Raw genomic sequence first — 14,571 nt, 5'->3', positions numbered from 1 at the left:
ATTGCCATGGTGGCAATTCAGTTTCAGTTAAGTTGCAGCAGGTACCGTTACCGGCGTAGGAAAAACATCGTGTAACGGAGACTCCTCATGAAGCGCCTCACAGCTCTGGCCGCCGCCGTTATCATCGCCATCACGGCGAGCCGGGCCGGAGCCGTGGACCCGGACAAATCACTGACCGTGCCCGCCACTGTTACAATTGTCGCTTTCGATCAACTCGACGCCACGGCCCTGGCCCTGCACCCCGGCTCGACGCTGCTGGACACCGATCTGGACGAGGCCTACGGCAAGTATGTCTACGAGGTCGAACTCAAAGATGCCGACGGCATTGAATGGGATATTGAATTGGACGCGCTCACCGGGCAGGTTCTCAAGAATCATCAGGATACGTAATGAAGGTAAATTTACCCGCCGGCAGTCGAGTGGCGTTGGTGCTCATGGTTTTCTGCTCGAGCCTGGCGGCCCGCGACCTCAATCAGGATGAAGCCCTGGCGCTGCGCCAGCAGGGCGTGATCCTGCCGCTGGAGCAACTGTTGCAGCAGGCCATGGCGCGCTACCCCGGCTCGCGGCTGCTGGAGGCTGAGCTGGAGAAAAAGCATGGCAAATATGCCTATGAAGTCGAACTGGTGACCACCGAAGGGGTGGTACGCGAGATCAAGCTGGACGCAAGTACCGGTGTGCTGATCAAAGACGAGGAAGACTGATGCGCCTGCTCCTGGTGGAAGACAACGTACCCCTGGCCGATGAACTGCTCGCCGGCCTGCAGCGCCAGGGCTATGCCGTCGATTGGCTGGCCGATGGCCGCGACGCCGCCTATCAGGGCCGCAGCGAACCCTATGACTTGATCATCCTCGACCTCGGCCTGCCGGGGCTGCCCGGGCTTGAAGTACTGGCGCAATGGCGTGCCGCCGCGCTGGCTACCCCGGTGTTGATTCTCACCGCCCGTGATTCCTGGGCCGAGCGTATCGAAGGGCTCAAGGCCGGCGCCGACGATTACCTGAGCAAACCTTTTCACCCCGAAGAGTTGCACCTGCGCATCCAGGCACTGTTGCGCCGTTCCCATGGGCAGGCTAACCAACCGACCTTGCAAGCTGCCGGCCTGCATCTGGATGAAGGCCGTCAATGCGTGCTGCGCGATGGCGACGAGATCCAGCTGACCGCCGCCGAATTCCGCTTGTTGCGCTACTTCATGCTGCACCCCGAACAGATCCTCTCGAAAAGCCACCTGGCCGAGCACTTGTATGACGGCGAAACCGAGCGCGACTCCAACGTGCTGGAAGTGCACGTCAACCACCTGCGCCGCAAATTGGGGCGCAGCGTAATTGAAACCCGGCGTGGCCAGGGTTATCGATTTGGCGCCAGCCCTGCATGAAGTCTATCCAGCGACGCCTGAGCCTGGGCTTGATCAGCGTGATGGTGATCGTCGGCGTAGTGCTGGCGCAGACCAGCCTGTGGTTGTTCGAAGCCGGCTTGCAGCGCTACCTGGAAGCGGGCCTGCGCAACGACGCCGAGAACCTGCTGGTGGCGCTGGTGCGTGGGCCCAACGGCGTGCAGCTGGATGAACAGCGCCTGTCGCCGGCTTACCAACGGCCGTTTTCCGGGCATTACTTTCGGATCGACTTTGCCGATGTCCACTGGCGCTCGCGTTCGTTGTGGGACCAGGAACTGCCTCAACTGCCCGAGGCCGGACTCAAGGGCAATCTGCAACTGGGGCCGGAAGGCCAGCAACTGCTGGTGCTGCGTTCGGACTACAAGCGCTTTGGCCAGCCGATTTCCATCAGCGTGGCCCAGGACTACACGCCGGTGCGCGAAAGCTTTCGCCTGATGCGTCAGATCGGCCTGGTACTCGGGCTGGCGGCGTTGCTGCTGGTGTTGATCCTGCAACGTGTCACCGTACGCCGCGCCTTGCGCCCGCTGGAAACCGCGCGCAACCAGATCGCGCAATTGCAGCAGGGCCAGCGTTCGCAGCTCGACACCCAGGTGCCGCTGGAGCTGGAGCCCCTGGTGGCACAGATCAACCACCTGCTGGCGCATACCGAAGACAGCCTCAAGCGTTCGCGCAACGCCCTTGGCAACCTTGGGCACGCCCTGAAAACCCCGTTGGCGGTGCTGTTGAGTGCCGCTTCAAGCGAGGCGCTCAAGGATCATCCCGAACTGGGCAAGCTGCTGCGTGACCAGTTGGAGCAGGTGCAGCAACGTCTGAATCGTGAACTCAATCGCGCGCGCCTGGCCGGTGAAACCCTGCCCGGTGCGTTGTTCGACTGTGAAAAAGAACTGCCCGGCCTGCTCGCCACCCTCAACATGATCCACGGCGAGCACCTGGACCTCAGCTACCAGGTGGCCCCAGGCCTGCATTTGCCCTGGGACCGTGAGGACCTGCTCGAACTGCTCGGCAATTTGCTGGACAACGCCTGCAAATGGGCGGATGCCGAAGTGCGGCTGAGCATCAGTGAGACTCCGCAGGGTTACCTGCTGGCGGTCGAGGATGACGGCCCCGGCATTCCGGAAACCCAGCGTGACCAGGTGTTCAGTCGTGGCGCGCGCCTGGATGAGCAGATTGACGGCCACGGCCTGGGGCTGGGGATCGTGCGCGATATCGTCGAGGTGTGGGGTGGGGTGTTGCAACTGCAGGAGTCCGAGCTTGGCGGGCTCAAGGCGCTGATCGAACTGCCCAGACGCCAGGGCTGAGGCATACCCGGATCCTCCTGTGGGAGCGGGCTTGCTCGCGAAGGCGGTGTGTCAGTGGATGTATTCGGTGGCTGATCCACCGCTTTCGCAGGCAAGCCAGCTCCCACATTTGATCTCCATACACCCGGATCCCCGAGCCATACCACGATCCCCTGTGGGAGCGGGCTTGCCCGCGAAGGCGGTGTGTCAGTTGATGCATTCGGTGGCTGACCCACCGCTTTCGCAGGCAAGCCAGCTCCCACATTTGATCTGCGTACACCCGGGAGCCCAAGCCATACCCGGATCCCCCTGTGGGAGCGGGCTTGCCCGCGAAGGCGGTGTGTCAGTTGATGCATTCGGTGGCTGACCCACCGCTTTCGCAGGCAAGCCAGCTCCCACATTTGATCTGCGTACACCCGCATACCCGAGCCATATCAGGATCCCCTGTGGGAGCGGGCTTGCTCGCGAAGGCGGTGTGTCAGTGGATGGATTCGGTGGCTGACCCACCGCTTTCGCAGGCAAGCCAGCTCCTACCTTTGATCTTCATTCACCCGGGACCCCGAGTCATACCCCACAGCGGATCTACCTCAACCTTCAGACCCGGAATTGATCCATCAACCCCTGCTGCTGGTTCGCCAGGCTGTTCAGTGCCTGGCTGACGCGCGCGGATTCATTGGCCTGCTCGGACAGCGACTCGGTCACATCGCGGATCGTCGCCACGTTGCTGTTGATCTCCTCGGCCACCGCGCTTTGCTCTTCGGCGGCGCTGGCGATCTGCAGGTTCATGTCGCTGATCACCGTGACCGCCTCGCCAATCTGGCGCAGGGCGGTGACGGCCTCGCCGACTTGTTCGACGCTGCCCTGGGCCTGGCGATAGCTGTTGCCCATGGCCCCGACCACATCGGTGGTGCCGCTCTGCAATTGCTCGATGACCAGGCGGGTTTCTTCCACCGATTCCTGGGTGCGGCGTGCGAGGTTGCGCACTTCATCGGCGACCACGGCAAACCCGCGGCCGGCCTCACCGGCGCGGGCGGCTTCGATGGCGGCGTTGAGCGCCAGCAGGTTGGTCTGCTCGGCAATGCCGCGAATCACTTCCAGCACCGAGCCGATTTTCTCGCTGTTGGCGGCCAGGCCTTCGACCTGGGTCATGGCGGTGCTCATGTCTGCCGCCAGGTGCCCGATATTGGTGGTGGTGCGGTCGATCACCGTCAGGCCTTCGCGGGTCGCCTGGTCGGCATCGCGTGCGGCCTGGGCCGCCTGGGCAGCGCTGCGGGCGACGTCCTGGGCGGTGGCGCTCATCTCATGGGAGGCAGTGGCCACCTGGTCGACCTGGCGGTATTGCTGCTCCATGCCGGCGCTGGTTTCGGTGGCGATTGCGGCGGACTGGTCGGCCGTGCCACGCGCATCCTGCACCGAGCGTTTGACCTCGGCGATGATCGGCTGCAGCTTGTCGAGAAAGCGGTTGAACCAGCCCGCCAGTTGGCCCAGTTCATCTTTCTTGTCGTAGGCCAGGCGCCGGGTCAGGTCGCCTTCGCCACTGGCGATGTCTTCGAGCATGTGCGCTACGCCGAGGATCGGGCGGGTCACGCTGCGGGCCATCAGCCACACCAGGATCAGGCCGAGCACGGCGGCGAGCAGTCCCAGGCTCAGTTCCAGCAAGGTGCCCCGGGTGTTGTCGGCGTCCATCTGGGCTTTCAGCGCTTCGGCAGGGCCGACCAGGACTTTTTCCGGCACATCCAGCAACACACCCCACGGCTTGCCATTGGGAATCGGCGCGAACGGTGCCAGCACCTTGAGTTGGTGATCGGTACGCAGGCTGCGAATCTGCGTGCTGCTGGCCAGGGCGCTGATCAGTTGCGCACCGCTGGCGCTGTCGACCTGGTCCAGGCGCTGGCTGAGTTTGCTGGCGTCCGCGCTGTAGCCGGCGAGCAGGCCGGTCGGGCTGAGGATGCTGACTTGGGTCTGGCCGTCGTAGAGCTTCTGGCTGGCGCGTTGGCTGATGGCCTGCAGGCTATTGAGGTTGATGTCCACCGACAACGAGGCGATGACTTTGCCGTTGACCATCAAGGGGAACACGATGCTGGTCATCAGCACGTTCTGCCCGTCGATCACATAGAAGTAGGGCTCGATCACGCACGGCTTGAGCGTGGTGCGCGGGCAGGTGAACCAGGCATTGGCCTTTTCACCGCTGGGGCCGACGGAGGTGTCGGACATGTCGCTTTCCGGCAGCGGCATCGAGGTCAGCTTGCCGGGCGTCGGTTGCGACCAATACAGGGCAAAGCGGCCCTTGTCGTTGCTGCCCAGTTCAGCCTGGTTGGCGAACAGCTCGTCCTTGCCGTCCAGCGCATTGGCTTCAAACACCAGTGACAGGCCGAGCAGGTCCGGGTTGGCCTGCAGCGCGGCCTTGACCTGTCGGGTCAGGTCTTCGCGGGTGTCGAAGGCGTCGAGGAAGCGCTTTTCGGCCTGTTCGCGCAAAAACAGTACCTGACGGGAAAAACCATGGCCGTATTGATAGGCGTCCATGAATTGCTGGCGGATGCCCAGCGCCTGCACTTCACCCTGAGCCTCGATGCGCGCCTGGGCGGCCTCATCGAGCATTTGCATGCTGGAGGCTTTGACCTGCTCGGAGCTCTGCGCCATGCGATACAGCGACAGACCCACCAGCAGGGTCACGATCCCCAACAGGCAAAGGCCGGCGAGCAGGGTGATTTTCCATTGAATGGACAGCTGTCTGAGGGACATCGAGGAGCATCCTTAACCTGAAAACACAGAGAGCCTTTGTATCGGCCGCCGTGGAACTTTCTTTATTCAAACGTTCAATTTAAACCTTAAGCCGGCGTCGTTTTTTGACATGCAGCCCTGCCTGCTGCAAAGTGCGCGCCCTCTAATAAGACCTCCTTCAAGCCTGCACGCTGGCAGCCATCCCTTGGCCGCCCGGGCGCGGGCATGCCTGTTTTTTATGTTTCTGCTTGAGGTAACCATGATTAACGCAGTCATCGCCGCGGTCGGCACCATGCTGGTGCTCAGCTTGTCCCGCGTGCATGTAGTCATCGCCATCATCGTCGGCGCCCTGGTTGGCGGGCTTACCGGTGGCCTGGGTATCGAGGCCACGCTCAAGGCCTTCAATGGCGGCTTGGGCGGCGGCGCGACTGTGGCGTTGTCCTACGCCTTGCTCGGCGCTTTCGCGGTGGCGATTGCCAAATCCGGCCTGGCCCACGCCTTGGCAGACAAGGCCCTGCTGCTGGTCGACCGCCAGGAAGCCACCGGCGGCAGTCACGTCAAATGGCTGTTGATCGGCCTGCTGTGGGTGGTGGCGATTGCCTCGCAGAATATTCTGCCGATCCACATCGCGTTTATCCCGCTGCTGGTGCCGCCGCTGCTCTACGTGTTGACCAAGCTGCAACTGGACCGCCGCCTGATCGCCTGCGTGATGACTTTCGGCCTGATCACCCCGTATATGTTCCTGCCGGTGGGCTTCGGCAATATCTTCCTCAACCAGATCCTGCTGGCCAATGTGGCCAAGAGCGGCGTGGACATCAGCCAGGTCAACGTCACCCACGCCATGGGCTTGCCCGCGCTGGGCATGGTCGTTGGCCTGCTGGTGGCGGTGTTTGTCAGCTACCGCAAGAAGCGCGTGTATGACCTGGAGAAAATCGAGCGGGTCGAGCAGGTCGCGGTGCAGTACAACCCGCTGACCCTGCTGGTGGCTGGCCTGGCGATTGCCGCGGCGTTCATCATTCAGCTGTGGCTGGACTCGATGATCATCGGCGCCCTGGCCGGGTTCCTGATTTTCTCGGTGTCGGGCATCGTGCGCTGGCGCGACACCGACGACCTGTTCACCGAAGGCATGAAGATGATGGCCATGATCGGCTTCATCATGATCGCCTCGTCGGGGTTTGCCGAAGTGCTCAAGGCCACCGGCGACGTGCGTTCGCTGGTGGAAGCCTCGGCGGCGTTCATCGGCCATAGTCGTGGCGTCGGCGCGTTGTTGATGTTGCTGGTGGGGCTGCTGGTGACCATGGGCATCGGCTCGTCGTTTTCCACGGTGCCGATCCTGGCCGCGATTTTCGTGCCACTGTGTGTGCAACTGGGCTTCAGCCCGCTGGCCATCGTGTGCATCGTCGGCACCGCCGGGGCCCTGGGCGATGCCGGTTCGCCTGCCTCGGATTCAACCCTCGGCCCGACCTCCGGCCTGAACATCGACGGCCAGCACCACCATATCTGGGACACCGTGGTGCCGACGTTCCTGCACTACAACATCCCGCTGCTGGCGTTCGGCTGGCTGGCCGCGATGACCCTCTGACACACCGCCGTTCCGTAGGAGCTGGCTCCTACAGATCCCAGGCGCATGGCCGATAACCTCTCAAGTCGCCACTAATAAGAGAGAAAAGCCATGCGTCTGAGTTTGAAGGCCAAAGTCCTGTCCCTCGCCGTTGTGCCGGTGTTGCTGTTTGCCGTGGTGATCAGCCTGACCACCGTGTGGATCCTGCAAGGCCAGGCACGCAACGAAGTGGATGAAACCCGCCAGCGCCTGCTCAACGACGCCAAGGCGACCCTGCAGAGCTACGTCGAAGTGGCCATGACCACCATCAAGCCGCTCTACGACGCGGCGGCTCCCGGCGACACGGCCGCGCGGGCCCAGGTGGTCAAGCTGCTGTCCAACACCAGCTACGGCAAGGACGGCTACTTCTTCGGCTACGACTCCGAGACCATTCGCCTGTTCAAGGGCAACAGCCCCGACGGCGTGGGCAAGAGCTTCAAGGACAACCGCGACCCCAACGGTGTCTACGTCAACCGCGACCTGGTCAAGGTCGGCAAGGACGGCACGCACTACCTGCAATACAGCTCGACCCAGCCCGGCCAGACCGAACTGGTGCCCAAGCTCGGCTACACCGAATACCTGCCGAAGTGGGACATGGTCATCGGTACGTCGGTGAACCTGGACGGCATCGAAGCCCAGGTGGCGGTGGTCGAGGCCAAGGTGAAAACGCGCATGGAAGGCGTATTGCTGAGCATCCTCGGCGTGGCCGTGGTGGTGCTGCTGGTGATCGCTGCCGTCGGCATGTTGCTGGCCAACGCTATCCTGCGCCCGTTGCACTTGATGAAAGCCAACCTCGACGACATCGCCGCCGGTGAGGGCGACCTGACCCGCCGCCTGGCCATCACCAGCCAGGATGAACTGGGCGACCTGGCCGGCGCGTTCAACCGCTTTGTCGACAAGATCCACGGCCTGGTGCGCCAGATCACCGAGATGACCAGCCAACTCACCGGCCTGGTCAGCCAGGTCTCCGACCAGGCCCAACGCTCGGAACAGGCCATGGAGCGCCAGCGTCACGAGACCGACCAGGTCGCCACCGCGATCAATCAGATGTCATCCGCCGCCCAGGAAGTCGCGCGCAGTGCCCAGGGCGCCTCGGTGGCCGCGCAGCAGACCGATGTCGAAGGCCAGGCCGCCAAGCGCGTGGTGGATGGCAGCATTGCGCAGATCCATGCGCTGGTGAGCGACATTCGCAGCAGCGGCGTGTCCCTCGACAGCCTGCAGCAGGACGTGTCGTCGATTGTCAGCGTGCTCGGCGTAATCCGCTCGATCGCCGAACAGACCAACCTGTTGGCGCTCAACGCAGCGATTGAAGCCGCGCGAGCAGGCGAGGCCGGGCGCGGGTTTGCGGTGGTCGCCGACGAAGTGCGTGCACTCGCCAGTCGCACCCAGACCAGCACCCAGGAAATCCAGGGCATGATCGACCGCCTGCAAAAAGGCACCGTGGCTGCCGTCGACGCCATGCGCCGCTCCAGCGATGCGGGCGACGGCACCTCGGCCCAGGCCAATGAAGCCGGGGCGTCGCTGGACACCATGGCCCAGTTGATCGGCACCATCAATTCGATGAACGCGCAGATCGCCAGCGCCGCCGAAGAACAGACTGCCGTGGCCGAGGAGATCAACCGCAGCGTGCATCAGATTGCCGTGGCAGTCGACAGCGTGGCCGATGAAACCCAGCGGGGCGCCCAGACCTCGCGCAGCCTGGCGGATTTGGGCCAGCGCCTGGGGCAACTGGTGGGGCAGTTCCGCATCTGAGCAACCATAGCTTGGGCGTATGTCTGCCTAACGTTAATACGAATATACCCATCACAGCGCCTCAGTGAGACTTGAGCCCCAACCACAACAGGGGCTCATCTCATGTCACCTCCCGACCCGCTTCAGCGCCTGGCTGAACTCGACACCAACACCGTCTCCGACGCCCTCGACTTCCTGCAACTGCCAGGCGCCGTGGTGGGCATCCGCCCGTTGTGGGACTGCCCCAAGGTGGTCGGCCGCGCGAGCACGGTCAAACTGGCACCCAAGACCGACGCCGCGCCCGGCGTGCACCTGATCTCGCCGGTGATCGACGCAATCACTACGGATGACCGCGTGCTGGTGATCGCCGGGGGCCTCGATGGCATCTCGTGCTGGGGTGACATCATCGCCAATGCCGCCGTGACCAAGGGCATTCGCGGCTCGGTGATCGACGGTTTCAGCCGCGATATCGACGGCAGCGCGTCCATCGGCTACCCGGTCTACGGACGTGGGGTGACCATGATCAGCGCGCGCAATCGCGTGGTGCAGGTCGATTCCGGCGTGACCATCCGCGTCGGCGGCGTGGACGTTGCGCAGGATGACTACGTGATCGCCGACCGCTGCGGCAGCGTGTTTATCCCGGCTGCGGTGATCGAGCAGGTGCTGGCGTTGAGCGAGCGCCTTGCCGCCCGTGAGGCGGGGATGATCGATGCCGTGCGCAGCGGTCGGTCGGTCGCCGACGTGATGCATGACCGCCAATTTGAAGCCATCCGCGTGGAGCCTGCCCGATGAACGATCATCAGCTTGTCGCCCTGTTCGAAGGGCTCGACACCCCGGGCGTCTCGGATGCCATGGACAAACTGGGCATCGCCGGCCAATGCCTGGGAATCGCACCGCTGGATAATTACCCCGGCACCGTGGTGGGCCCGGCGTTCACCGTGCAATACGTACCGGCCAGCATGCCGCCGGGTTCGGTGGGCGACTTTATCGAGGACGTGCTGCCGGGGGATGTGGTGGTGATCGCCAACGCCGGTCGCACTGACTGCACTGTGTGGGGCGACATCATGACCCAGTACGCCGGCAGCCGTGGCATCGCGGCGACGGTGATCGATGGCGTGTGCCGCGACGTCAGCAAGGCCTTGGGCGATAGTTACCCGCTGTTTACCCGAGGCCGCTACATGCGCACCGGCAAGGACCGTGTGCAAGTCCTGGCGGTGAACCAGCCGGTGGCTATCAGCGGCGCCCGTGTGTGTGCGCGAGACATCGTGGTGGCCGATGCCAATGGCGTGCTGGTGGTGCCCCGGGCGCGTGCCGAGGAAGTCGCGCGTACCGCCCGCCAGATCGAGGCCGTCGAATCGCAGATCCGGGCGCAGATCGAAGCCGGCAAGACCCTCAGGCAGGCCCGTGAATCCCTGGGCTATCACACCTTGCAGAGGAAGGACGCGTGAATACTCTGAACAAACGCCTGGCCCAGGCCAAGCCTTCCGCCACGTACCGCATCATCGACCGCGTGGCCGCCCGCCGTGCCGAAGGTGCGAAGATCATCTCGCTGTGCGCCGGTGAGCCGGATTTCGACACGCCGGAGCACATTCGCCAAGCCGGTATCGACGCGATCCGCAACGGCCAGACGCGCTACACCCAGGTCGCCGGCGTACGCGCCTTGCGTGAAGCCGTGGCGGATAAATTCCGCCGTGAAAATGGCCTGGACGTAAGCTGGCAGGACACCCTGGTGAGCAACGGCGGCAAGCATGTGATCTACAACGCGCTGGCGGCCACGCTGAACGAAGGCGACGAGGTGATCGTGCCCGCGCCGTATTGGGTCAGTTACCCGGAAATGGTCGAGTTGTGCGGCGGCACGGCGAAGATCGTGGCGTGCAGTGCCGAAGACGCTTTCAAGTTGACGCCCGCCGCGCTGGACCAGGCGATCACCCCCAGCACGCGCTGGCTGATCCTCAATTCGCCGTCCAATCCGACCGGCACGGTGTACAGCCGCGAGGAGCTGCAGGCCCTGGCGCAGGTGGTGTTGCAGCATCCCCATGTGCTGGTGCTGGCGGACGATATCTACGAGCACTTGCTGTTCGACGGGCAAACCTTCCACACCCTGGCGCAAGTGGAACCTCGGTTGGCACCGCGCGTGCTGACCATGAACGGGGTGTCCAAGGCCTACGCCATGACCGGCTGGCGCATCGGTTTCGCCACCGGGCCGCGCTGGTTGCTGGAGGCCATGGAAAAACTCCAGGGCCAGCAGACGTCGGGAGCCAGTGCAATTTCCCAGCAGGCCGCCATCGCGGCATTGAACGGCCCGCAGGCTTTTATCCAGCAGTCGCGGGCCGTGTTCGAGGCGCGTCGGGACTGGGTGGTGGCTTTTCTGAATGCCACACCGGGTTTGGAGTGCCTGAAACCTTCGGGTGCGTTCTACGCCTTCGCGTCCTGCGCCGGCCTGCTCGGTCGTACCACACCTGCCGGCACGCTGCTGCGCACCGATGAAGACGTGGCGCACGCGCTGCTCGACGAAGCCAATGTGGCGGTGGTGCACGGCAGTGCGTTCGGCCTGGCGCCGTACCTGCGCATTGCCTATGCGCTGGATGAGGATTCCTTGCGCCAGGCGTGCGAAGCGATCCGCCGGTTTTGCCTGGCGACCCGCTAGAGGTCGCGCATCAGCAGGCCAAACTGCAGGTCCATGTCAGCGGGCAGGGGCACATACACCGTGTGCCCATCCCCCGGCGCTACTTCGATGGCTTCGCCCTTGGCGGTGTGCAGGGTGGCCAGGTCAAAGTGAAAGTTGCCGGTGGGCGTCATCAATTCCAGGTGGTTGCCCACGGCAAAGCGATTCTTGACCTTGACCTCGGCCAGTTCGCCGCGCCGCTCGCCGGTCAACTCGCCGACAAACTGCTGGCGCTCCGAGACTGAGCTGCCGTTCTGGTAGTTCTGGTATTCGTCGTGCACATGGCGGCGCAGGAAACCTTCGGTGTAGCCGCGCTGGGCCAGCGACTCCAGGTCGGTCATCAGGCTGCGGTCGAATTCACGGCCGGCCACCGCATCATCAATGGCGCGGCGATACACCTGGGTGGTGCGTGCGCAGTAGAAGTGGGATTTGGTCCGGCCTTCGATCTTCAGCGAATGCACGCCCATCCGGGTCAGGCGCGCCACATGCTGCACCGCGCGCAAATCCTTGGCGTTCATGATGTAGGTGCCGTGTTCGTCTTCGAAAGCGGGCATCTGCTCATCCGGACGGTTAGCTTCCTGCAGCAGGAAGACCTGGTCGGTCGGGGTGCCGATCCCCAGCGTCGGTTCGAATGCCTGGACGATATCGCCGGTGGTATTTTCCACGGCCGGCGTGGCCTGGTACTTCCAGCGGCAGGCATTGGTGCAGGTGCCCTGGTTGGCGTCGCGTTTGTTCATGTAGCCCGAGAGCAGGCAGCGCCCGGAATAGGCCATGCACAGGGCACCGTGGACGAACACTTCCAGCTCCATGGCTGGCACCTGCTGGCGGATTTCGTCAATTTCCTCCAGGGAAAGCTCACGCGACAAAATGATCCGGCTGATGCCTTGCTGCTGCCAGAACTCCACGCTGGCCCAATTCACCGTGTTCGCCTGCACCGACAGGTGGATCGGCATCCACGGGTAGTTGCGGCGCACCAGCATGATCAGCCCCGGGTCGGACATGATCAGCGCATCCGGGCGCATGGCGATCACGGGCGCAAGGTCCTTGAGGAAGGTCTTCAGCTTGGCGTTGTGCGGCGCGATATTCACCACCACGTAGAAGCGCTTGCCCAGCGCGTGGGCTTCCTCGATACCCAGGGCCAGGTTGGGGTGATCGAACTCGTTGTTGCGCACCCGCAGGCTGTAGCGCGGCTGGCCGGCATAGACCGCATTGGCGCCGTAGGCGAAGGCGTAGCGCATGTTTTTCAGGCTGCCCGCGGGGGCGAGCAGTTCAGGGGCTGGCAGTGGGGAGGCAATCGCAGGGAGCATGGGCGTGGGTCGCAAAAGGGCGCGAGGGTAGTGCAGGTGGGCCGGCGGTTTATTGATCCAGGTCGTCCTTTGGCGATTTTGTATCGCCGTGTATCGCCAGCTGGGTGTGGACACAGACGTGATACCTCCGGGGCGTTCAATGGCGCTCCCCGTCTCCACAAGGTCATCCCCATGCGACTTATAACGGCCGTGTTTGCCGGCCTGCTGCTGGCTTTCGCGCTGATTTCCAGCCAGGTGACAGGCAATGAGAGCAACGAGCCCCAGGGCGCCATGCCGTCGCTGGCGGGGGCGGTCGAATGGCTCAACTCACCGCCGCTGACACCCGAGATGCTCAAGGGCAAAGTGGTGCTGGTGGATTTCTGGACCTACGACTGTGTCAACTGCCGCCGGGCGCTGCCGCACGTCAAGGCCTGGGCCCAGCGGTATGCACGGGACGGCCTGGTGGTCATTGGCGTGCACACCCCGGAATATGCCCACGAGCACATCATCACGAATGTCAGGGAGCAGGTGCGCAAGCTGGGCATCACCTACCCGGTCGCGATCGACAATAACTATGCGATCTGGCGCAATTTCGATAATCAGTACTGGCCCGCGCATTACCTCATCGATGCCCAGGGCCAGGTGCGCTACAGCCACTTCGGCGAGGGCCGGTATGACGCGCAGGAGGCCATGATCCAGGCGCTGTTGCGTGAGGCGGCGGGTCATTGAAGATTGCGGTCTATGCTGGTGGGATAAAGGATGGCACTCCCAGGTTTCGCAGTGGACTAAGCAACAGGGCCTACACAGGCCCTCTGCTTTTCTGACATGGACCGGACATGAATCAATCCAACCTGCAATTCAAAACCCTGCTGTTACTGCTGGTCCTGGTGACCATCGCCTTTATCTGGATATTGCTGCCGTTCTACGGCGCAGTGTTCTGGGCGATCATCCTCGGCATCATCTTCGCCCCGATGCAGCGCCGCCTGCAGCAGCGCTTCGGCTGGAACCGCAACCTGACGTCCCTGACCACCTTGGCGGTGTGCCTGGTGATCGCGATTTTGCCGGTGATCATCACCAGCGCCTTGCTGGTGCAAGAGGGCGCCACGCTGTACAAAAACGTCGAGAGCGGCAAGCTCGACGTGGCCGGCTATATCGAGCAGTTCAAGAACTTTTTGCCGCCGTACTTCCAGCACCTGCTCGATCGCTTCGGCATGGGCAACCTTGAAGGGCTGCGGGAGAAGATCGTCAAGAGTGCGATGCAGGGCAGCCAGTTCTTCGCGTCCCAGGCATTCAGCTTTGGCCAGGGCACGTTTGATTTCCTGGTGAGCTTTTTCATCATGCTGTACTTGCTGTTTTTCCTGCTGCGCGACGGCCCTGATCTGGTGCGCAAGGTGCGCACGGCAGTGCCGTTGGCCGAACCGCAGAAGCGCCGCCTGCAGCTCAAGTTCAATCGGGTGGTGCGCGCGACGGTCAAGGGCAACGTGTTGGTGGCCGTGACCCAGGGCGCGCTGGGTGGCCTGATCTTCTGGTTCCTGGACATTCCCAGCGCGTTGCTCTGGGCGGTGCTGATGGCGTTTCTGTCACTGCTGCCGGCAGTCGGTGCCGGGATTGTCTGGGGGCCGGTCGCCGTGTACTTCCTGCTGAGTGGTTCGATCTGGCAGGGCGTGGTGCTGGGCTTGTTTGGCGTGTTTGTGATCGGCTTGGTGGACAACGTGCTGCGCCCGATCCTGGTGGGCAAGGACACGCGGATGCCGGACTACCTGATCTTGATCTCGACCCTTGGCGGCCTGTCGGTATTTGGCCTGAACGGCTTTGTGATCGGCCCGCTGGTGGCGGCGCTGTTCATGTCGACCTGGGCGCTGTTTGTCGAAAGCAAGCCGCGGGTCAAGCTGCCCTTGCCTTGA

13 protein-coding genes are annotated in these 14,571 nt (G+C 63.3%); 11 read left to right on the top strand and 2 right to left on the bottom strand.

The annotated features are described in order from the left end of the window. The first annotated feature begins 87 nt into the window (after window positions 1-87). Genes QMX97_RS05630 through QMX97_RS05615 form a run of 4 tightly spaced genes read left to right on the top strand, consistent with a single transcriptional unit; the run spans window position 88 to window position 2,685 of the window. Window positions 88-390, top strand: coding sequence for a PepSY domain-containing protein (locus tag QMX97_RS05630; RefSeq protein ID WP_262135147.1), 303 nt, complete (start codon window positions 88-90; stop codon window positions 388-390). Beyond that, complete coding sequence (locus QMX97_RS05625; protein ID WP_065907150.1) at window positions 390-701, top strand: PepSY domain-containing protein; 312 nt, start codon at window positions 390-392, stop codon at window positions 699-701. Before QMX97_RS05630 ends, QMX97_RS05625 begins: the two co-directional genes overlap by 1 nt. Then, window positions 701-1,369: a response regulator transcription factor gene (locus QMX97_RS05620; RefSeq protein WP_027603141.1), complete on the top strand. Its 669-nt coding sequence runs from the start codon at window positions 701-703 to the stop codon at window positions 1,367-1,369. The genes QMX97_RS05625 and QMX97_RS05620 overlap by 1 nt, the downstream gene beginning before the upstream one ends. Next, window positions 1,366-2,685: a sensor histidine kinase gene (locus QMX97_RS05615; protein WP_120448074.1), complete on the top strand. Its 1,320-nt coding sequence runs from the start codon at window positions 1,366-1,368 to the stop codon at window positions 2,683-2,685. Before QMX97_RS05620 ends, QMX97_RS05615 begins: the two co-directional genes overlap by 4 nt. A 573-nt stretch (window positions 2,686-3,258) precedes the next feature. On the opposite strand, the gene QMX97_RS05610 is transcribed toward QMX97_RS05615, so the two are convergent. Further along, window positions 3,259-5,406, bottom strand: coding sequence for a methyl-accepting chemotaxis protein (locus QMX97_RS05610; RefSeq protein ID WP_120448077.1), 2,148 nt, complete (start codon window positions 5,404-5,406; stop codon window positions 3,259-3,261). Between the two features lie 241 nt (window positions 5,407-5,647). Between QMX97_RS05610 and QMX97_RS05605 the strand changes: the two genes are divergently transcribed. The 5 genes from QMX97_RS05605 to QMX97_RS05585 all read left to right on the top strand — a co-directional run bounded on the left by QMX97_RS05605 (window position 5,648) and on the right by QMX97_RS05585 (window position 11,363). Continuing rightward, complete coding sequence (locus tag QMX97_RS05605; RefSeq protein ID WP_162946149.1) at window positions 5,648-6,967, top strand: Na+/H+ antiporter NhaC family protein; 1,320 nt, start codon at window positions 5,648-5,650, stop codon at window positions 6,965-6,967. 90 nt (window positions 6,968-7,057) lie between these two features. Beyond that, window positions 7,058-8,737 carry a methyl-accepting chemotaxis protein gene (locus QMX97_RS05600; RefSeq protein WP_106804514.1) on the top strand — a complete coding sequence of 560 codons (1,680 nt, stop codon included), beginning with the start codon at window positions 7,058-7,060 and terminating at the stop codon, window positions 8,735-8,737. A 102-nt stretch (window positions 8,738-8,839) separates the two neighbouring features. Next, window positions 8,840-9,508, top strand: coding sequence for an RraA family protein (locus QMX97_RS05595; protein WP_282396368.1), 669 nt, complete (start codon window positions 8,840-8,842; stop codon window positions 9,506-9,508). Further along, window positions 9,505-10,164: an RraA family protein gene (locus QMX97_RS05590; protein ID WP_282396366.1), complete on the top strand. Its 660-nt coding sequence runs from the start codon at window positions 9,505-9,507 to the stop codon at window positions 10,162-10,164. Before QMX97_RS05595 ends, QMX97_RS05590 begins: the two co-directional genes overlap by 4 nt. Next, on the top strand, window positions 10,161-11,363 hold the full coding sequence (locus QMX97_RS05585; RefSeq protein ID WP_282396364.1) for a pyridoxal phosphate-dependent aminotransferase: 1,203 nt from the start codon (window positions 10,161-10,163) through the stop codon (window positions 11,361-11,363). The genes QMX97_RS05590 and QMX97_RS05585 overlap by 4 nt, the downstream gene beginning before the upstream one ends. Here QMX97_RS05585 and yegQ read toward each other — a convergent pair. Next, complete coding sequence (yegQ, locus tag QMX97_RS05580) at window positions 11,360-12,688, bottom strand: tRNA 5-hydroxyuridine modification protein YegQ (RefSeq protein WP_282396362.1); 1,329 nt, start codon at window positions 12,686-12,688, stop codon at window positions 11,360-11,362. The genes QMX97_RS05585 and yegQ overlap by 4 nt on opposite strands. Before the next feature lie 171 nt (window positions 12,689-12,859). On the opposite strand from yegQ, the gene QMX97_RS05575 reads away from it, so the two are divergent. Further along, entirely contained in the window at window positions 12,860-13,396 is a 537-nt protein-coding gene (locus QMX97_RS05575) for a thioredoxin family protein (RefSeq protein ID WP_120448081.1), read from the top strand. A 107-nt stretch (window positions 13,397-13,503) separates the two neighbouring features. Next, the gene (locus tag QMX97_RS05570; protein WP_065907130.1) at window positions 13,504-14,571 is read left to right on the top strand and encodes an AI-2E family transporter; all 1,068 of its coding nucleotides are present in this window, start codon (window positions 13,504-13,506) and stop codon (window positions 14,569-14,571) included.

The organism is Pseudomonas sp. PS01298 (assembly GCF_029959745.1).
Taxonomy (GTDB): Bacteria; Pseudomonadota; Gammaproteobacteria; order Pseudomonadales; family Pseudomonadaceae; genus Aquipseudomonas; species Aquipseudomonas aylmerensis.
The sequence above is the reverse complement of the archived record's forward strand: the minus strand, read 5'-3'. Positions and strand labels throughout refer to the sequence as shown.